Source organism: Pseudomonas sp. Pdm06 (genome assembly GCF_014851795.1).
Lineage (GTDB): Bacteria > Pseudomonadota > Gammaproteobacteria > Pseudomonadales > Pseudomonadaceae > Aquipseudomonas > Aquipseudomonas fluorescens_AA.
Genome location: NZ_JACVAH010000020.1, coordinates 101,454 through 121,471 on the forward strand (window position 1 = coordinate 101,454; position 20,018 = coordinate 121,471).

The 20,018-nt window shown below is 62.8% G+C and carries 17 protein-coding genes; 9 read left to right on the forward strand and 8 right to left on the reverse strand.

Annotation, left to right across the window (positions count from 1 at the left end; all coding sequences use genetic code 11):
- Positions 1-37: 37 nt before the first annotated feature.
- Both IB266_RS27185 and IB266_RS27190 read right to left on the reverse strand, forming a co-directional pair.
- A complete protein-coding gene (locus IB266_RS27185; protein WP_192263568.1) occupies positions 38-985 on the reverse strand; it encodes an alpha/beta hydrolase in 948 nt (315 codons plus the stop codon).
- Complete coding sequence (locus IB266_RS27190) at positions 986-1,870, reverse strand: neutral zinc metallopeptidase (RefSeq protein WP_060740516.1); 885 nt, start codon at positions 1,868-1,870, stop codon at positions 986-988.
- A gap of 252 nt (positions 1,871-2,122) precedes the next feature.
- Here IB266_RS27190 and IB266_RS27195 point away from each other — a divergent pair, with 252 nt between their 5' ends.
- Positions 2,123-3,001: a DMT family transporter gene (locus IB266_RS27195; RefSeq protein WP_060740517.1), complete on the forward strand. Its 879-nt coding sequence runs from the start codon at positions 2,123-2,125 to the stop codon at positions 2,999-3,001.
- Between the two features lie 177 nt (positions 3,002-3,178).
- Here the strand turns inward: IB266_RS27195 and IB266_RS27200 are convergent, their stop codons facing one another.
- Positions 3,179-4,516, reverse strand: a complete 1,338-nt coding sequence (locus tag IB266_RS27200; RefSeq protein WP_192263570.1) for an MFS transporter — start codon at positions 4,514-4,516, stop codon at positions 3,179-3,181.
- Positions 4,517-4,787: 271 nt separating this feature from the next.
- On the opposite strand from IB266_RS27200, the gene quiC reads away from it, so the two are divergent.
- Positions 4,788-6,689, forward strand: a complete 1,902-nt coding sequence (gene quiC, locus IB266_RS27205) for a 3-dehydroshikimate dehydratase QuiC (RefSeq protein WP_192263572.1) — start codon at positions 4,788-4,790, stop codon at positions 6,687-6,689.
- A 103-nt stretch (positions 6,690-6,792) separates the two neighbouring features.
- Positions 6,793-7,470 carry a TetR/AcrR family transcriptional regulator gene (locus IB266_RS27210; protein ID WP_060740520.1) on the forward strand — a complete coding sequence of 226 codons (678 nt, stop codon included), beginning with the start codon at positions 6,793-6,795 and terminating at the stop codon, positions 7,468-7,470.
- A gap of 150 nt (positions 7,471-7,620) precedes the next feature.
- Here the strand turns inward: IB266_RS27210 and IB266_RS27215 are convergent, their stop codons facing one another.
- The 4 genes from IB266_RS27215 to IB266_RS27230 form a co-directional block, all read right to left on the reverse strand.
- Entirely contained in the window at positions 7,621-8,472 is an 852-nt protein-coding gene (locus IB266_RS27215) for a shikimate dehydrogenase (protein WP_412548323.1), read from the reverse strand.
- 5 nt (positions 8,473-8,477) lie between these two features.
- Entirely contained in the window at positions 8,478-8,918 is a 441-nt protein-coding gene (gene aroQ, locus IB266_RS27220; RefSeq protein WP_192263576.1) for a type II 3-dehydroquinate dehydratase, read from the reverse strand.
- Positions 8,919-9,193: 275 nt separating this feature from the next.
- Complete coding sequence (gene trmA / locus IB266_RS27225; RefSeq protein ID WP_092205477.1) at positions 9,194-10,273, reverse strand: tRNA (uridine(54)-C5)-methyltransferase TrmA; 1,080 nt, start codon at positions 10,271-10,273, stop codon at positions 9,194-9,196.
- Entirely contained in the window at positions 10,270-11,565 is a 1,296-nt protein-coding gene (locus IB266_RS27230; RefSeq protein WP_092174016.1) for an NCS2 family permease, read from the reverse strand. The genes trmA and IB266_RS27230 overlap by 4 nt, the downstream gene beginning before the upstream one ends.
- A gap of 204 nt (positions 11,566-11,769) precedes the next feature.
- On the opposite strand from IB266_RS27230, the gene IB266_RS27235 reads away from it, so the two are divergent.
- The 5 genes from IB266_RS27235 (at position 11,770) to IB266_RS27255 (ending at position 16,836) form a co-directional block, all read left to right on the forward strand.
- The gene (locus IB266_RS27235) at positions 11,770-12,222 is read left to right on the forward strand and encodes a DUF4879 domain-containing protein (RefSeq protein ID WP_092205475.1); all 453 of its coding nucleotides are present in this window, start codon (positions 11,770-11,772) and stop codon (positions 12,220-12,222) included.
- Between the two features lie 148 nt (positions 12,223-12,370).
- Positions 12,371-12,937, forward strand: coding sequence for a DJ-1 family glyoxalase III (locus tag IB266_RS27240; RefSeq protein ID WP_192263578.1), 567 nt, complete (start codon positions 12,371-12,373; stop codon positions 12,935-12,937).
- Between the two features lie 178 nt (positions 12,938-13,115).
- Entirely contained in the window at positions 13,116-13,637 is a 522-nt protein-coding gene (locus IB266_RS27245) for a (2Fe-2S)-binding protein (protein ID WP_060740527.1), read from the forward strand.
- Positions 13,634-14,635, forward strand: coding sequence for an FAD binding domain-containing protein (locus IB266_RS27250; RefSeq protein WP_192263580.1), 1,002 nt, complete (start codon positions 13,634-13,636; stop codon positions 14,633-14,635). Before IB266_RS27245 ends, IB266_RS27250 begins: the two co-directional genes overlap by 4 nt.
- The gene (locus IB266_RS27255) at positions 14,635-16,836 is read left to right on the forward strand and encodes a xanthine dehydrogenase family protein molybdopterin-binding subunit (protein WP_192263582.1); all 2,202 of its coding nucleotides are present in this window, start codon (positions 14,635-14,637) and stop codon (positions 16,834-16,836) included. Before IB266_RS27250 ends, IB266_RS27255 begins: the two co-directional genes overlap by 1 nt.
- Here IB266_RS27255 and IB266_RS27260 read toward each other — a convergent pair.
- Entirely contained in the window at positions 16,833-18,071 is a 1,239-nt protein-coding gene (locus IB266_RS27260; RefSeq protein ID WP_060740530.1) for an MFS transporter, read from the reverse strand. The two genes, IB266_RS27255 and IB266_RS27260, sit on opposite strands and share 4 nt — an antisense overlap.
- A 516-nt stretch (positions 18,072-18,587) precedes the next feature.
- Between IB266_RS27260 and IB266_RS27265 the strand changes: the two genes are divergently transcribed.
- Positions 18,588-20,018, forward strand: coding sequence for a cytochrome ubiquinol oxidase subunit I (locus IB266_RS27265; protein WP_192263584.1), 1,431 nt, complete (start codon positions 18,588-18,590; stop codon positions 20,016-20,018).

Below are 20,018 nucleotides of genomic sequence, written 5' to 3' on the forward strand. Positions count from 1 at the left end.
CTTGCTCGCGAAAGGGCCTTCCTAGTCGACACAAAGCTTACTGCCCGAACAACGCCTTCAGCCCCTCCGGCGAATTGAACATCCCGCTCCCATCGTGCCCGACCCCCGGCACCTCGATCAGCTGCTGGTTCAATCCCACTGGATGACGCCGCGTCAGGTAGTCGAAAAAGAAATGTCCGCGCAGTAACCGGTACGCCCCCTGGGTTTGCGCTTCACAGCCCTTGTCCAGCGCCGGATGCTCCGGGTCGACGTCCTGCTGCCCGAGCAGATAAACGATGTCGCGTTTGACGTAGTTCTCCTCCAGGCGGGCGGGCGTCTGTCCGGCGGCATAGGCGGGCAGGTCCTGCAGGCCGTATTTCCAGCGATTGAAACCAGGGCAACTGGCGGGGTCGAAGGCCATGGGCCGTTGCCCATCGAAATAGGCATAGGACGACGGGCTGGCGATGACAAACCGCGGGTTGATCCGGTACTGGCCTTGGGCGAGCAGGGCATAGCGCTGCACAACCTGGGCGCCGCCGGAATGGCCGGCGATGACGATCTCCTTCACTTCGGGAAACTGCTGCCGGTCACTGACCCGCGCAACGATGTCATCGAGCACTTGGAAGGAACTGACCGGATTCGGCCCTGTGGATAAACCACCGGCCATCCAGTCGTTGCCGTGCCAGCGTAAAAGGTCGTTGGGCAATTGATGCCTGGCCACGTCCTGTTCGTTGAGAAACTGCGGGGCGATGATCAGGGTCGTGGCCAATTGACCCGCCTGCTCGGCGGCCTTTTCGGCGCTGTGCAGGTAGGTGTCGGCATTGCGCAGCCGACCATGGAGGATGATCAGCACGCGCTGGATGGACGCCGGGGGCGGGCTGACGGCGACGGTCATGGCGCCGCCCTTGAGTTGCAGGCGCCCTTGGGCGACCACGTTGACGCCGTGTTCCTCGGCCTGGGCAACGGTGCAGCACAGCACCAGCCCGATCAACGCGCGCCACTTCATCTACAGGTTTTTCGCCGCGAACGTGTCGCACTGGCTGACCTGGCCCTGGGCGAAGCCGGTCTTGAACCAGCGCACCCGCTGCGCCGAAGTGCCGTGGGTGAAGGAGTCCGGCACTACGCGGCCCTGGCCTTGTTGCTGCAAGCGGTCGTCGCCGATGGCGTTGGCGGCGGTCAAGGCTTCCTCGATGTCCCCCGGCTCCAACCAGTTCAGGCGTTTTTGCGCATGGTTGGCCCAGACGCCGGCCAGGCAATCGGCCTGCAATTCCTGGCGTACCAACAAACCGCCGTCGCCTTCCATCTGCCGGCCTTGCTGGCGGGCTTCCTGGATCTTCGCCGATACACCCAGCAGCGTTTGCACGTGGTGGCCGACTTCGTGGGCAATGACGTAGGCCTGGGCGAAATCGCCAGCGGCGGCGAAGCGTTGGGACATTTCCTTGAAGAAGCTCATGTCCAGGTAGACCTGCCGGTCCGCCGGGCAATAGAACGGACCGGTCGCCGAGGAGGCCAGGCCGCAGGCCGAGTTGACTCGACCGCTGAACAACACCAGTTTGGGTTGCTGGTACTGGCGCCCGGCCTGTTGGAAAACCTGGCCCCAGGTGTCTTCGGTATCGCCGAGGATCGAGCGCACGAACTCGGCCTGTTCATCGTTGGCCGGTGGCGCCTGGCGGGTTTGTGACGTGGCAGGCGCGGACTGGTCCATCTGCCCGGCCAGCTGCCCGAGAATCTGCATCGGGTCCTGGCCAGTGATCCAGCCAATGCCGACGATCAGGAGAATGGCGGTCAGGCTCAATCCCTTGCCACCACCGAAGCGCATTCCGCCACCGCCCCCACCGTCACCACGGGCGTCCACCACGTTGTCACTGCGGCGACCTTTTTTCCATAACATGTGGGAAGTCCTCTGAATGACTCTGCTAGAAATGACTGCTGTGGCGGTGAGTCTAGCTTTTAGGCGCCCAAGGTGCGCGCCGCGCTTGAGCTGTCAGGCAACGGACATGGGTTTTGGTTCAGCGGTGAGCCAATCCTGTCTGGCTCCGGAATTTTCATTACACTTCGGATTCAGAACTTATCGGTATGCTCGCTGGCCCAATAACTGCAACGTGCGTCACGGCCCCTACATCAAGCAACGCAGGTTTTCCTCATGACCGTCAGCACCCCGCTCTCCGGTGTCAATCAGGCTTTCAAGGGCATCGTGCTTATTCTGGTCGCAACGTTCCTGTTCTCCAGTCATGACGCTTTAGCAAAATATCTCTCGGGTTTCTATCCGATCGTCATGGTGGTGTGGGCCCGCTATGTGGTGCACACATTGCTGATGGCGGGTATTTTCCTGCCCCGTTCTGGGTTGCGTGTCCTGCGTACCAAGCGCCCTTTATGGCAACTGGCCCGGGCTTTGTGCCTGCTGGGCACCAGTCTGTTTTTCACCACTGCATTGATGTTCATCCCACTGGCGGAGGCGACGGCGGTCAACTTTCTCGCGCCCGTGCTGGTGACCGCGTTGTCGGTGCCGTTGCTGGGGGAGCACGTGACGCGCGGTCAATGGATCGCGGTGATCTTCGGTTTTATCGGGGTGTTGATCATTGTCCATCCCGGTGGCGATCTGTTCACCCCGGCGGTGTTGTTGCCCTTCTGTTCGGCGTTGTTTTTCTGTTTCTACCAACTGCTCACGCGCAAGCTCAGCGAGATCGACAGCCCGACCACCAGTAATTTCTTTGCTGGCCTGTGCAACACCTTGGTGATGAGCGCGCTGGTGCCGTTCTTCTGGCAAGTGCCGAGCCTGTGGCATGGGGTGATGATGCTGGCGCTGGGTGCCTGTGGGATGACCGCGCACCTGATGCTGACCCAAGCCTTCCGCTTTGCCGCCCCGGCGCTGCTCGCGCCGTTCGGGTATTGCCAGATCGTGTTTGCCGGCCTGCTGGGCTGGTTGTTCTTCAGCCATACGCCGACGCTGACCACCGTGGTGGGCATCGCCCTGATCTGCTTGAGTGGGTTGGCGGCGGCGTGGCAACAGCGGCGGGTTTAGCACGGATTGTGGAGGGATCGATTGTGGGAGCAAGGCTTGCCCGCGATGAGGGCGATGCGGTCCTTGATGAACCGAGGCGCCTGTATCGCGGGCAAGCCTTGCTCCCACAGTAGAGAGTCATTCCCACAGCAGTGGCTTGGCTCCCACCGTTGGATGAATGATCCGGGCTGACTGGAATCAGTTTTCCAGGGTCGGCACCTTGCGCGGCGCCATGAAGTACAGCCAGGTCAGGGAAATGAAGTACATCGCCGGAATCAGGGTGAACAGCACGGTGTAGTTGTTGTTGGTGATCGTGAGGATGTGGCCCACCAACTGGGTCATGAACATCCCGCCGATGGCCGCGCACATGCCGCCGAAGCCGAACACCGTACTCATCATGTGCTTGGGCGTGTAGTCCATCACCAGGCTCCAGATGTTGGCGGTCCAGGCCTGGTGCGCGCCGATGGCCAGGGAAATGGCGAACACCGCCATCCACAGGTTGCTTGCGCCGGCGGCCATGATCACGCCGATGATGCAGCAGGCGAACAGCAGCATGGACACCAGCCGCGCCTTGATCGGATTGAGGCCGCGACCGATCAGGAACGAAGACAGGATCCCGCCGCCCACGCTGCCGAAGTCGGCGGTGAGGTAGATGATGATCAGCGGGATGCCCATCTGGGTCACGTTGATGCCCAGGTTGTATTGCTGGTTCAGGAACGGCGGCAACCAATAGAGATAGAACCAGAACACCGGCGCGGTGATCGAGTAGGCCAGGGCGAAGGCCCAGGTGCCGCGCATGCGCAGGATGCGTGAGAACGGTACGCGGACCTGGTCCGGTTCGTCCTGGGCCTGGATGTAGTCCAGCTCCGACTGTTTGACGGTGGGGTGGTCTTCGGGGTTGAAGTATTTCAGGCCCCAGAACAGCAGCCAGATCCCGCCCAGGGCGGCCATGCACATGAACGCGGCCTGCCAGCCCCACACGTGCAGGACCAGCGGCAGCAGCATCGGGGTGAACATCGCGCCAACGTTGGTCCCGGCGTTGAAAATACCGGTGGCCACGGCCCGTTCGCCCGCCGGGAACCACAGCCGGGTGGTCTTCACGCAGGCCGGGTAGTTGGCGGCTTCGGTCAGGCCCAGAATGAAACGGCAGACCATGAAACCCACCGCTGAAGTGGCCAGGCCATGGGCGCCGGTCGCCAGGCTCCAGAGCAGCACGGCGCAGAAAAACACGCGCTTGACGCCGACCCGGTCGATGAGCCGCCCCTGCAACACGAAGCCGATGGCATAACCGACCTGGAACCAGAAGTTGATGTTGGCGTAATCCATCGCCGTCCAGCTCATTTCCTTGGCCAGGATCGGCTGCATGACGCCGAGGGCGGCGCGGTCGATGTAGTTCAGGGTGGTGGCGAAAAACACCAGGGCGAGCATGCCCCAACGGGTCTTGCCCACGGCCATGGCGCCGCGGATCTTGTCACCGACGCTGCCGGTGGAGGCCCCCAGGCCAGGGGCCAGGCGGGAACTTTGGGAAGGAATCATAGCGTGTACCCGTTTTTGAAATTCTTATGGTCGGTCTGGGTCTGTCCATCGACGTCGGCGATCAGGGCTTGCGTCGATGTGGGGAGCGATGGTGCGCAGTGAGCAAAAAATCGTCAATTCGGCAATCGGCATTTTGTTCGATAATCGCCCAAAAAACTAACCGGATGGTACATATTAAATTGCTGAAAGAAACCGGCAGCTCAATAATCGCCTGACTCTTTCAAAAGCGGCGCACCTTTTGTAGCCGATGCCTGTCCCGGGAGCCGAAGTCATGCAGCGTTCCATTGCCACCGTATCCTTGAGCGGTACCTTGCCGGAAAAACTCGAAGCCATTGCCGCCGCCGGTTTTGACGGGGTGGAAATTTTCGAGAACGACCTTCTCTATTACGATGGCAGCCCGCGGGAAATCAGGCAGATGTGCGCCGACCTGGGCATCGCCATCACCTTGTTCCAACCGTTTCGTGACTTCGAAGGCTGCCGTCGCGATCGTCTGTCGCGCAACCTGGAGCGGGCCGAGCGCAAGTTCGACTTGATGCAGGAACTGGGCACCGACCTGGTGCTGGTGTGCAGCAACGCCTCGGCCGACAGCGTCGGCGATGAACAGATCTTGATCGATGACCTGCGCCTGCTGGCCGAACGGGCCGGTGCGCGGGGCTTGCGTATCGGTTACGAAGCGCTGGCCTGGGGCCGCCACGTCAATACGTATCAACAGGTCTGGAACATCGTGCGCCAGGCCGATCACCCCAGCCTTGGCGTGTTGCTCGACAGCTTCCATACCTTGTCCCTCAAGGGCGATCCGAGTGCGATCGCCGAGATCCCTGGCGAGAAGATTTTCTTCGTGCAGATGGCCGACGCGCCAATCCTGGCCATGGACGTCCTGGAGTGGAGCCGGCATTTCCGTTGTTTCCCGGGGCAGGGCGAATTCGACTTGCCGGGGTTCCTGGCGCCGATCATCAAGAGTGGTTATACCGGGCCGCTGTCGCTGGAGATCTTCAACGACGGCTTCCGCGCCGCGCCGCCACGGGCCAATGCTGCCGACGGCCTGCGCTCGCTGCTGTACCTGGAAGAAAAGACCCGCCAACGCCTGGCCGAAGAAGCGAGCGTCGTTGGCAATGCCGACATCCTGTTCGCCACCCCGCCGGCCAGCGAATATGACGGCATCGAGTTCCTCGAGTTTGCCGTGGACGATAGTCTCGGTGCCAAGCTCTCCCATTGGCTGGAGCGGCTGGGGTTCGTCAAGGCCGGCCAGCACCGTTCGAAGAATGTCAGCCTGCTGCGCCAGGGCGATATCAACCTGATCCTCAACAGCGAACCGTACTCCTTCGCCCACAGTTTTTTCGAAGCCCACGGGCCTTCGTTGTGCGCCACCGCCGTGCGCGTGAAAAACAGTGCCAGCGCCTTGGAGCGGGCCGTTGCCTACAAGGGCCAGCCCTACCGCGGGCTGGTGGGGCCCAATGAGCTGGAGCTGGCGGCGGTGCGCGCACCGGACGGTAGCCTGATCTACTTGGTGGACCAGGAAGCCGACGTCTACGGCACCGATTTCAACCTGCAACCGGGGGCTGTCATCGGGGCCGGGCTCAAGCGCATCGACCACATGGCCATGGCGCTGCCGGCCGACAGCCTCGACAGTTGGGTGCTGTTCTACAAGAGCCTGCTGGATTTCGAGGCCGACGACGAAGTTGTCTTGCCCGACCCCTATGGCCTGGTGAAAAGCCGTGCGCTGCGCAGCCGCTGCAGTTCGATCCGCTTGCCGCTGAACATTTCCGAGAACCGCAACACCGCGATCTCACACGCGCTGTCGAGTTATCGCGGCTCCGGTGTGCATCACATCGCCTTCGATTGCGACGACATCTTCGCCCAGGTCAGTCGTGCCAAAGAGGCGGGCGTGCCGTTGCTGGACATCCCGCTCAACTACTACGACGACCTGGCGGCGCGTTTCGATTTCGACGACGAGTTCCTTAGCGAACTGGCCTATTTCAACGTGCTGTACGACCGCGACGCCCAGGGTGGCGAGCTGTTTCACGTTTACACCGAGCCGTTCGAGGGGCGGTTTTTCTTTGAGATCATCCAGCGCAAGAACGGTTACGCCGGTTATGGCGCCGCCAACGTCGCGGTGCGCCTGGCGGCCATGGCCAAGTCCCGCAGCGGTGGCTTGCGGCACGCCAAGTTGTAGAGAAATCGTAAACGCGGCGGTAATGGACAGTGGCGTGGCTTCCTTCAGTGCACGGTGCGGCCCATAATCGCCAGCCTGTGCAGTGATGGCCGTGAGCCCCGCAATGACTATGAATCCAGAGCTTTCCGCAGCGCTCGACGAACCCGTCGCCACGCCGCGCAAGAGTCGCAAGAACAACCCGGAAAAGACCCGGGAAAACATTCTTCAGGAAGCCATCGTCGAGTTCGTCCAGCAAGGCCTGGCCGGCGCCCGGGTCGATGCCATCGCCGAGCGCATCCACACTTCCAAGCGCATGATCTACTACTACTTCGGCAGCAAGGAGCAGTTGTACGTCGAGGTGCTGGAAAAACTCTACGGGGATATCCGCACCACCGAGAGCCGCTTGCACCTGGCGGAACTGGCCCCGGTCGACGCGATCCGGCGCCTGGTGGAATTCACCTTCGACCACCACGACCGCAACGTGGATTTCGTGCGCATCGTCTGCATCGAGAACATCCACAACGCCGAGTACGTGAAGCAGTCAGGCACGATCAAGGCGATGACCAACACCATCCTCGATTCCCTGGGGGTGATCCTGCGTCGCGGTGCCGAAGAGGGCGTGTTCCGTGCCGGTCTCGAGCCGCTGGATATACACCTGCTGATCAGCTCGTTCTGTTTCTACCGGGTATCCAACCGCCAGACGTTCGGTGAGATCTTTCAGATCGACCTGTCGGCTGAAGCGGTCAAGCAGCGGCATCGGCAGATGGTTTGTGAGTCGGTGTTGCGCTACCTACAGCCCTGACACCGAACCGAATGTGGGAGCGGGCTTGTGTGGGAGCGAGCTTGCTCGCGATAGCGGTCGATCAGTCAGCATCGATTGTGACTGAGACACCGTCATCGCGAGCGAGCTAGCTCCCACAAGTCATTCCCACAAAGGATTTATCACCAGGCTTTAGTGATTCATGCTTTGAAAATGCGCCAGCATCCGCTGCGCATCCGGCGCCACGCCGCTGAACAGTTCGAACGCCTTCACCGCCTGGAACACCGCCATATTGCCGCCATCCAGGGTGCGGCAGCCGATGGCGCGGGCGTTGCGCAGCAGTTCGGTTTCCAGTGGGAAGTAGACGATTTCCGCGACCCACAGGGTGCCCCGCAACAGCTCGACCGGCACCGGCATGCCCGGTAGTTTCGCCATGCCCATGGGCGTGGTGTTCACCAGGCCGTCGGCCTCGGCCATGGCGCTGGGCAGGTCATGCCCGGCGCGAGCGCGGCCTGGGCCGAAGTGTTGGTTCAAGTTGTTGGCCAGCGCCTCGGCACGGCTGACCTCGACGTCAAAAATGCTCAGGGTTTCCACGCCCTCCAGCAGCAGCGCATGGGCCACCGCCGCGCCGGCGCCACCAGCGCCCATCTGGACCACGCGCTGGCGCGCCACATCCCCCAGGCCGCGACGAAAACCTTCGGCGAACCCCTGGCAGTCGGTGTTGTGGCCGATGCGCTTGCCGTCCTTGAGCACCACGGTATTGACCGCGCCGATGCCGCGGGCCTCGGGCGACAACTCATCCAGCAGCGGGATGATCGCCTGTTTGCAGGGGAAGGTGATGTTCAGGCCGGTGAAGTCCATGCGTTCGGCCGCCACCAGCAAATCAGCCAGGGCGCCGCTGTCGAGCTTCAGCGCGTCGAGGTCGATCAGCCGATAGAGGTAACGCATGCCTTGGGCATCGCCTTCCTGCTCATGTAGCGCAGGCGTGCGTGACGCCTGGATGCCCGCACCGATCAGGCCGGCCAGCACAGTGATATTCGACATGGACATCAACCCTTCAACCGCTGACTGAAATGTTCAAGGGCCAGGCGATAACCATGGCTGCCAAACCCGCACATCACGCCAATGGCGACGGATGAGACGAAGGAGTGATGGCGGAATGTTTCGCGGGCGTGGACGTTGGACAGGTGGACTTCGATGACCGGTACTTCGCTGGCCACCAGGGCGTCGCGGATCGCCACGGAGGTGTGGGTCCAGGCCGCCGGGTTGATGACGATACCGGCGCACCGGCCCCGGGCGCCGTGAATCCAGTCCAGCAGTTCACTTTCCTGATTGGTCTGGCGAAACTCCACCGCCAAGCCGAATTCTTCAGCGGCGCAGCCACACAGTGCCGAGATGTCGGCCAGGGTTTCATGGCCGTAGGTTGCCGGCTCGCGGGTGCCGAGCAGGTTCAGGTTCGGGCCGTTGAGCACCAGAACGATCGGAGGCATCGCAATTTCTCCACATTTTTATTGTTGGTGTCGGCGGGGTTTCAGCCGGTGGAGATAAATTGTACTAGATGGTTAATTTGGTCAAATAAAGCCGACGCCCATGGCCATTAAGTGTTCGATGATCGAACAAGGGGCTCAGACTCGGTAGTTGGGAGACTGCAACTGTGGCGAGGGAGCTTGCTCCCGCTGGGCTGCGCAGCAGCCCCAAGCTTTTTGCGGTTGCTGCGCAACCGAGCGGGAGCAAGCTCCCTCGCCACACAGGTGTGTGACTGGACTTACCGCCGAGTCAGCAACACCCCGGACTCCATGTGGTGGGTCCAGGGAAATTGATCGAACAACGCGCAGCGCGTGATGCGGTGGGTGTCGTTCAGTTGCGCGATGTTCGCGGCGAGGGTGTCTGGGTTGCAGGAGATGTACAGGATGTTGTCGAAGCGCCGGGTCAGCTCGCAGGTGTCCGGGTCCATGCCGGCGCGAGGCGGGTCGACGAAGACGCTGCCGAATTCGTAGCTTTTCAGGTCGATGCCCTGCAGGCGGCGGAACGGCCGGACTTCGTTCAGGGCTTCGGTCAGCTCTTCGGCTGACAGGCGCACCAGCGTGACGTTATCCACAGCGTTTTCGCTGAGATTGCTCAGCGCGGCGTTCACCGAGGTCTTGCTGATCTCGGTGGCCAGGACTTTGCGCACGCGGGTGGCCAGGGGCAGGGTGAAGTTGCCGTTGCCGCAGTACAACTCCAGCAGATCGTCGTTGCGCTCCCCCAATGCCTCGTAGGCCCAGTTGAGCATCTTCTGGTTCACTGTGCCGTTGGGCTGGGTGAAGGCACCTTCGGGCTGGCGATAGCTGAAAGTGCGGCCGCCCACTTCGAGTTGCTCCACCACATAGTCATGGCCGATCACTTCCCGCTTGCCCTTGGAGCGGCCAATGATGCTCACGCCCAGGTCGGTTGCCAGTTTCGAGGCCGCAGCGTGCCAGTGTTCGTCCAGCGGGCGGTGATAACACAGGGTGATCATCGCGTCGCCCGCCAGGGTGGTCAGGAACTCCACCTGGAACAGTTTATGGCTCAGGGGCGCGCTGGCTTGCCAGGCGGCCTTGAGTTGCGGCATCAATTGGTTGATGCGCAGGCTGGCGATGGGAAATTCCTCGATGAGGATCGGCGTGCGCTTGTCGTCCTGGGAGAACATCGCGTAATGCCGTTCACCGGCCTCGCGCCACAGGCGGAACTCGGCCCGCAGGCGAAAGTTTTTCAGGGGCGAATCGAACACCGCAGGTTCCGGTGCCTCGAACGGAGCCAGCAGGTCACGCAAGCGGGTGACCTTGTCCTGCAACTGAGCGGCGTAGGCCTGGGAATCAAAAGTCATGCGTTGAACCAACCCAACTTGATCACGAACAGGATCGACAGAATGACCAGCGCCGGGTTTAGCTCACGGCCACGGCCAGACACCAGTTTGATGGCGGTCCAGGCGATGAAACCGAAGGCGATGCCGTTGGCGATGGAGTAGGTGAATGGCATCGCCAGGGCGGTGATCACCACCGGGGCGGCGACGGTGATGTCGTCCCAGTCGATTTCCGCCAGGCCCGAGGTCATCAGCACGGCGACGAACAGCAAGGCCGGCGCAGTGGCGAAAGGCGGGACGCTGGCGGCCAGTGGGGAGAAGAACAGCGCCAGCAGGAACAGGATCGCCACCACGATGGCGGTCAGGCCGGTGCGCCCGCCGGCGCTGACGCCCGCTGCCGATTCGATGTAACTGGTGGTGGTAGAGGTGCCCAACAGCGACCCGGCCATGGCGGCGGTGCTGTCGGCGATCAGCGCACGGCCCATCTTCGGCATGTGGCCGTCCTTGCCCATCAGCCCGGCGCGCTTGGCGACGCCGATCAGGGTGCCTGAGTTGTCGAACAGGTCGACGAACAGGAAGGCGAAGATCACGCTCACCAGGCCGATGTCCAGGGCGCCCTTGATGTCCAGTTGCAGGAAGGTCGGGGCCAGGGACGGTGGCGCGGAGATGACGCCGCCGAACGGGGTGAAACCCATCAGGATCGAGACAAGGGTGACCGCCAGGATGCCGATCAGCACCGCGCCGCGCACTTTCAAGGCTTCGAGGGCGACGATCAGGACAAAACCCAGGGTCGCGAGGATCGGCGCCGGTTGCTTCAAGTCGCCGAGGCCGACCATGGTCGCCGGGTTTTTCACCACGATGCCGGCATTGTTCAGGGCGATCAGCGCCAGGAACAGGCCGATACCCGCGGCGATGGCCGAGCGCAGCGGCAGCGGGATGCTGTTGATGATCCACTCGCGGATGCGAAAGATCGACAGCAGGAAGAACAGCACGGCGGAGATGAACACCGCGCCCAGCGCCACTTGCCAGGTATGGCCCATGTGCAGGACCACGGTGTAGGTGAAGAAGGCATTCAGGCCCATGCCCGGGGCGAGGGCGATCGGGTAGTTGGCGATCAGGCCCATGACCGTGGAGCCAATGGCCGCCGCCAGGCAGGTGGCGACGAACACCGCGCCTTTGTCCATGCCGGTTTCGCCAAGGATGCTCGGGTTGACGAACAGGATGTAGGCCATGGCCAGGAACGTCGTGACGCCCGCCAGGATCTCGGTCCGCACGTTGGTGTTGTGTGCCTTGAGTTGAAACAGCCTTTCCAGCATGTCTGCTCCCCGTGGCGCGCCCGGCGCCGTGAATGTATCGACCTCAACAGCAAAGCACAGGTCGCCAGCGGCGCCCGGGAATTTTCTGCGGGTCGGAAAAAGCCGCGCATCATACCAGCAGCGTAGCGTTGTGGCTGCGATCGTCGTCGATGTTTTGCCAACGCGCCAAGTGGGCCATACTGCGCGCGGTTCCGGGAGGTCTCTATGCTTCAGATGAATAAAAAGCTGCTAGCGGTCGTGGGTTGCGCGCTGGGCCTGTGGTTGCCCGGCCAGGCCGCCCATGCCGCGTCGGCGCCGCCCTTGAGTGAGGTCAAGGTGCTCAAGGTCGAGTCGCCGGCCTGCGGCTTCGAGGACATCGTCCCGGGGCAGGCGCAGACGCGTTGCGATCACGGCCCGACGATCAAGGTCTATGTGCTGGAGGTCGGCTATGGCCGTCAACCCCATGTCACCCTGGACGGCTTTGAAGTCGACGGCACCCGCTCGCCGGTGTGTGCGTACAGCAATGGCAATCTCAATGACTGCTCCGTGCGGACCAAGGTCGTCGGCTATTTGTATATCTTCGACCTGAAAGGCAAGCAAGAGGGCACCTTCAGCTTCAGCAACCAGTCGATCAACGCACCGGGCAACCGGATGTCGACCCAGCTGTACATCAAATAATCGCTGGCCCCTGTAGGCGCTGTGTAGGAGCTGTCGAGCGCAGCGAGGCTGCGATCTTTCCCCCGACGCTTGAATCCCAAGCGCATATCAAAAGATCGCAGCCTTCGGCAGCTCCTACACTACAAGCATCACCCAGCGGAGAGCGCCCATGATGCCTGGAACCAAGATCCCCCGAGCCCTGATAGCCGTCGCCGAGGGTGTCGACGACTTGCAGACGGTTACCTTGATCGACGTGCTGCGTCGAGCGCAGATCGAAACCGTGGTGGCGAGCATCGAAGGGCGGCGCATGCTCACCTGCGCCCGCGGCACGCGCCTGACGGCCGACGGCATGCTGGTGGACATGCTCGTGCAGGATTTCGACCTGATCGTTCTGCCCGGCGGCATCATCGGTGCCCAACACCTGGCAAACCATCAGCCGCTGCAACAACTGATCAAGGACCAGGCCGCCGCCGGACGTTTCTTCGCCGCCATCGCCGAAGCCCCGGCCCTGGCGCTACAGGCCTCCGGCGTCCTGCGCCAGCGCCGCATGACCTGCTTGCCCGCAGTGAGCCAGCAGTTGTCCGGTTGCAGCTTCGTCGATCAGCCTGTGGTGGTGGACGGCAACTGCATCACCGCCCAAGGCTCGGCCGCTGCCCTGGCGTTTGCCTTGACGCTGGTGGAGCAACTCTGTGGCAAGGGCGTGAGGAGCGTGGTGGCGGCAGAGTTGCTGGCCTGACACTCTTGATCCACATCGGCCTGTGGCGAGGGAGCTTGCTCCCGCTCGGCTGCGAAGCAGACGCTGGCATTCTTTCATCGCGCATTTGCCTTGAACGCTCACCCCCACCTTGAAGTCGTACCCCTTATGACGGCGGTTCTCCAAAACGCCGCGAGTACGACCAACCGTGAGGTGTTCCATGAGCGCGACCCTGTCCGAAGCGACGCAGGCGTCCTTCGTCCGTCATCCGATCCGTCTGACCCTCAATGGCCAGGTGCGAGAGTTGCAAGTGCTGGCCTGGACCACGCTGCTGGACCTGCTGCGCGAGCAACTGGACCTGGTGGGCAGCAAGAAAGGCTGCGACCACGGCCAGTGTGGCGCCTGCACGGTGCTGCGCGACGGCAAGCGGATCAACGCCTGTCTTACGCTGGCCGTCATGTGTGATGGCGCCGAACTGATCACTGTCGAAGGCCTGGCCAGCGACGACCAGTTGCATCCCATGCAGCAGGCTTTCATCAAGCACGACGCGTTCCAGTGCGGTTATTGCACGCCGGGGCAGATCTGTTCGGCGGTGGGCTTGGCCAACGAGGGCCGGGCGAAGACCCGTGGGCAGATCAGCGAGCTGATGAGCGGCAACCTGTGCCGCTGCGGTGCCTACACCAACATTCGCGATGCCATCGAAGAAGCTCTGCCACTTTGCCAGCAGGGAGGTGATCAATGAATCCCTTCCAATACAGCAAGCCCGACACGCTGCAGGCCGCCGTCGATTTGTCGAGCCCGGTTTCCCGCTTCATCGCCGGCGGCACCAACCTGCTGGACCTGATGAAGGAAAACATCACCCGTCCCGAGCACCTGATCGACATCACCGGTTTGCCCCTGGCGGACCTCAGTGAAACCCCTTCCGGCGGGGTGATGATCGGGGCCTTGGTGAGCAATGCCGACCTGGCCTGGCACCCGTGGATCGAGCGCCGTTATCCACTGCTGGCCCAAGCCATCCTGGCGGGTGCCTCGCCGCAACTGCGCAACATGGCCAGCACCGGCGGCAACCTGCTGCAACGCACCCGCTGCTATTACTTCTACGATGCGAGCGTACCGTGCAACAAACGCCGACCCGGCAGCGGTTGCCCGGCCCGGAACGGTTTGAACCGGATCCACGCGATTTTCGGTGCCAGCGATCAATGCGTGGCCACCCATCCCTCCGACATGTGCGTGGCCTTGGCGGCCCTGGAAGCGGTGGTCCATGTCCTGGGCCGGGGTGGGGCGCGGACCATCGAGTTCGCCGACTTCCATCGCCTGCCCGGCGCTGCTCCGGAGCGGGATAACCAACTGGCCGACGATGAGCTGATCACCGCTATCGAATTGCCTGCCGCCGGTTTTGCCGACCATAGCCACTACCTGAAGATCCGTGATCGCGCCTCCTACGCCTTTGCGCTGGTTTCAGTGGCGGCGGCGCTGGAGCTGGACGGGCCGGTGATTCGCCAGGCACGCCTGGCCCTGGGGGGCGTGGCGCACAAACCCTGGCGCGACCGCGCCGTGGAGAGCTGGCTGACCGGGCAGACCGTCAGCCGCGAAACCTTCACCGCCGCTGCCGACGCGCTGCTGCAAAACGCCGAGCCGCTGGAGCACAACGGCTTCAAAGTCAGACTGGCGCGCCGGGCGATTGTCCGTGCCTTGAGTGACGCCGCATTGGGTTGCGCACCCCAGGGAGGACACGCCTGATGAACGCTCCGAGCAAATCCATAGGGCAACCCCTCGACCGGGTCGACGGCCTGCTCAAGGTGACGGGCCAGGCCCGTTACGCCGCTGAATACCCCGAGGACGGCTTGCTGCACGGCAGCGTCGTCTCCGGTACAGTCGCCCGTGGTCGCGTAGTGCGCATCGATGCGTCCCGAGCCCTGGCACTGCCCGGCGTGGTCGCGGTCATCGACCACACCAACCGGCCAAGGATTGCCAGCTACGACGAGCCCTACCAGGATGCCGATGCGGCGGACGGCTCGCCGTTCCGGCCGTTGTACAACGACCAGGTGCTCTACAGCGGCCAGCCGCTGGCCCTGGTGGTGGCGGAAAACCTTGAGCTGGCCCGGTATGCCGGTTCGCTGGTGGAAATCGAATACGACGTCGAGGCGCATCAGACCGATCTGCTTTCCTTGCAATATGACGCCCATCCGGCACCGGCCGAACTGCCCAAGCCCCGTGGGAATTTTCAGGGCGAATACGCCAGCTCCGCGCTCAGCGTGGACGTGTCCTACAGCACGCCGGTCGAACATCACAACCCGATGGAGCCACACGCCTCCACCGTGTTGTATCAGCCTGATGGCAACCTGCACATCCACGACAAGACCCAAGGCACGCAGAACTGCCAAGCCTATGTGCAAAAGGTCTTCGGCCTCGAGAAGGAACAGGTGCGGGTGTTTGCCGCATTTGTTGGCGGCGCCTTCGGTTCCGGGCTGCGCCCGCAATATCAATTGCCGTTGGCCGTGATGGCGGCACTGGCTCTCAAGCGCTCGGTGCGGGTCAGCCTGACGCGCCAGCAGATGTTCACCTTTGGCTATCGGCCGCGAACCCTCCAACGGGTGCAACTGGGGGCGGCGGCCAACGGTCGCTTGCTGGCTGTGGGGCACACCGCTATCGGCCAGACCTCGCGTTTCGAGGACTTCACCGAGCACGTGGTGGAGTGGAGCGGCATGCTTTATCACTGCGACAACGTGGCGTTGACCTACAAGTTGGTGCCGCTGGACGTCTACACGCCCTTGGACATGCGCGCGCCCGGTGCCGCCCTCGGGCTGATTGGCCTGGAATGCGCCATGGATGAACTGGCGTGTGCCCTGGCGATCGATCCGATCCAGCTGCGCTTGATCAACTACGCCGAACGCAACGAGAACGAAGGCAAGCCGTATTCCAGCAAGGAACTGCGTGAGTGTTATGCCCAAGGCGCCCGTCGTTTCGGCTGGGACAAGCGCAACCCGGAACCACGCAGCATGCGTGAAGGCCGGCAACTGGTGGGCTGGGGCATGGCCGGTGGCGTTTGGGAAGCCATGCAGCAGAAGGCCAGTGCCAAAGCCTCTCTGGATACGCATGGCAAGCTGACTGTCAGCAGCGCCACCACGGACATCGGCACCGGGACCTACACGGTCATGACCCAGATTGCCGCCGAGGCGTCAGGCGTTTCCCTTGGGGACGTCACGTTTGTCCTGGGGGATTCGTCGCTGCCCACTGCGCCGCTGCAGGGCGGTTCGTTCACCGTCTCGTCGGTGGGTAGCGCCGTGCAGCAGGCCTGTGAAGCGCTGAAGGAAAAACTCCTGGCCGTGGCTCGCCAGGCTTGCCCGGCCTTCAGTGGCGCCACCCTTGAACAAGTCACCTTCGTGGATGGCCAACTGCGGCTGGGCGAGGCGCGTGTCGCATTAGCGGAGCTGGCGCAAAAAAGTGGCGAGACGCCGTTGCAGGCCCAGGTCACCGCCGAGCCGGATGCAAAACGCCAGGCCTACGCCACGGCCACTCACTCGGCGGTGTTTGTCGAAGTGTGGGTGGATGAGGACTTGGGGACGGTAAGGGTCAACCGAGTGGTCAGCGCCATCGCCGCCGGCCGGGTCGTCAACCCGAAAACCGCCCGCAGCCAGATTCTCGGTGGCGTGGTGTGGGGCGTCGGCATGGCCTTGCACGAAGAAACCCTGACCGATCACGCCCTGGGGCGTCACATGAACCACAACCTGGCCGAGTACCACGTGCCGGTCAGCGCCGACATCGGCGACATTGACGTGGTTTTCGTCGAAGAACACGACGAGGTCGTCAATGCGCTAGGCTCCAAGGGCGTCGGCGAAATCGGCGTCGTCGGGGTGGCCGCGGCGGTGGCCAATGCGATTTACCACGCCACCGGCAAGCGGGTGCGGGACTTCCCCATCACCCTCGACAAGTTGCTCTAGGCTTTTGCTGCATCCACGGGTTCGTGCATCCGGTCACGGTTGGCCAGGGTCGGGAACAGCTTGATCCAGGTCCCGGTCACCAACAGCGTGCCGACACCGCCCATGACCACCGCCGGCACCGTGCCGAACCAGTGGGCGGTGAGGCCGGATTCGAACTCGCCCAGCTGGTTCGAAGCACCGATGAACAGCCCGTTCACCGCGCTGACCCGGCCGCGCATTTCATCCGGGGTTTCCAGTTGCACGAACGAGGCACGGATCACCATGCTGATCATGTCTGCCGCGCCCAGCACCACCAGCACCGCCAGGGAAAACCAGAACGAGGTGGAGAGGCCGAAGGCAATGGTGGCGACGCCGAACACGCCCACCGCGGTGAACATCACCCGGCCGACCTTGCGCTCCACGGCGAACCGCGCCAGCCACAACGACATCAGCAAGGCCCCGACCGCCGGTGCCGAACGCAACAGGCCCAAGCCCCAGGGGCCGGTGAGCAGGATGTCCTTGGCGAACACCGGCAGCAGCGCCGTCGCGCCGCCGAGCAACACCGCGAACAGGTCCAGGGAGATCGCCCCGAGAATGTCCGGGCGGCTGCGAATGAAGCGAATCCCGGCCAGCAAAGAATCCAAGGTCGCCTTGCCTTTGTTCAGCGGCGTCTGCCGGGCGGGCAGGTTCAGCATCAGGCAGCAGGCGATGATGTAGAGCAGCACCGTCGGCCCATAGACCCAGACGCTGCCGAAGGCGTAGAGCAAGCCGCCGAGTGCCGGAGCGACGATGGTGGCCGATTGCTGGGCCGATTGTGCGGCGGCCACGGCGCGGGGAAACAGGCCCGCCGGCACGATGCTCGGCAGCAACGCCTGGGTGGTCGGCATTTCGAAGGAGCGAGCGGCGCCCAGCAGGAAGGCGAGGATGAAGATCATCTCCCGCGTGACGTTGTCGGTGGCGCTGCCAATTGCCAGCGCCAGGGCAATCATGGCCTGCAATGACTGGCAAATGGCGGCGACCTTGCGCCGGTCATAGCGGTCCGCCACATGCCCGGTGTGGAGCATGAACAGCACGCGCGGCGCAAACTCCACCAACCCCACCAGGCCCAGGTCAAGGACGTTGCCGGTCAGTTGATAGAGGTTCCAGCCGATGGCCACGGTGAGCATCTGGAAGCCACTGGCGGTGAATATCCGGGCCAGCCAGAAGGCGATGAAGGGACGATGGTGACGGAGCAGCAGCGGCGCTTGGCTGGGCATCTATGACGGGTCCGATGAGGAAGGCATCGAGATTATCACCGAGCTGTAACCAGAAATTACGCCCGCTGGAAAAAATAGTTAGCCAAACATCTACTTCAATCCTTGGAACTCTGTAGCCCAGGGGCATGGCGGACAACTGTGGCGAGGGAGCTTGCTCCCGCTGGGGCGCGAAGCGGCCCCAAGAAAGGCGACTGCTGCGCAGTCGAGCGGGAGCAAGCTCCCTCGCCACGGGATACCGTGCTTCAAAACAACGGGGCCGATGCTGGCACCCCGCGCTGAGACAACCTGTCACGCGACAAAAGACCACGCCGTCCATCGGCAATATTGCGACTACTCTTTGAGCATTGCTTGATCCAGATCAATACCCTTCGGGGCGTTGGGCTGGCGGCCATCCGGCCAGAGTCCTGCGTTGTGACGGTTATAAAAAGAACGATTTGAAAAGCATCGCACTCCATATCCCTTGGAGGCTGGTGCCAGCCCCGCCCGCAGCCGGTTTTACCTGACAGAGGAAGACTTATGTTCGGTTTGGAGGCGCTTGATCTCGCCCGAATCCAGTTCGCGTTCACGATCTCGTTCCACATCCTGTTCCCGGCCATCACCATCGGCCTGGCGAGTTACCTGGCGGTGCTCGAGGGGCTGTGGCTCAAGACCCGCGATGACACCTACCGCGACCTGTACCACTTCTGGTCGAAAATCTTTGCCGTCAACTTCGGCATGGGGGTGGTGTCCGGGTTGGTCATGGCCTATCAGTTCGGGACCAACTGGAGCCGCTTTTCGGACTTCGCCGGTGCGGTGACCGGCCCCTTGCTGACCTACGAGGTGCTCACGGCGTTCTTCCTCGAAGCGGGTTTCCTGGGCGTGATGTTGTTTGGCTGGAACCGCGTCGGCCGTGGCCTGCATTTCTTTTCCACGGTCATGGTGGCGATCGGCACCCTGATCTCGACCTTCTGGATCCTGTCCTCCAACAGTTGGATGCAGACCCCCCAGGGCTACGAAATCATCGACGGCCGGGTGATCCCGGTGGACTGGCTGGCGGTGGTGTTCAACCCCTCGTTCCCTTATCGATTGCTGCACATGTCCACTGCGGCGTTTGTCGCCACGGCGTTCTTCGTCGGCTCGTCGGCGGCCTGGCATTTGCTGCGCGGCCGCGATAACCCGGCCATCCGCCGGATGCTGTCGATGGCGATGTGGATGGCCTTGCTGGTGGCGCCGATACAAGCGGTCATCGGCGACTTCCATGGCCTGAACACCCTCAAGCACCAACCGGCGAAAATCGCCGCCATCGAGGGCCACTGGGAAAACGTCGGCAATGAACCGACCCCGCTGATCCTGTTCGGCTGGCCCGACATGCAAGCGGAAAAAACCAAGTACGCCGTGGAAATTCCTTACCTGGGCAGCCTGATCCTGACCCATAGCCTGGACAAGCAGGTGCCGGCCCTCAAGGAGTTCCCGCCTGAGGACCGACCGAACTCGACCATTGTGTTCTGGTCGTTCCGGATCATGGTCGGCCTCGGCTTGCTGATGATTTTCACTGGGCTGTGCAGCCTGTGGCTGCGCCGCAAGGATCGGATCTATCAATCCCGACCGTTCCTCTACATGGTGCTGTGGATGGGCCCGTCCGGCCTGGTTGCGATCCTGGCCGGCTGGTTTACCACGGAGATCGGCCGCCAGCCCTGGGTGGTCTATGGCTTGATGCGCACGGCCGATGCTTCGTCCGGCCACAGCTTCGCGCAGATGAGCATCACCCTGGTGTTGTTCGTCGTGGTGTATTTCGCGCTGTTCGGTGCAGGTTTGAGCTACATGATGCGCCTGGTGCGCAAGGGGCCGGAGGCCCACGAAGCCGAGCCGAGCGATGGTGGCCCGGGCCAGAAACGTACGCCGGCCCGGCCATTGTCGGCCGCCGACGACGATGTGGACCACAACGACCGCTCGAACAAGGGGAATTGA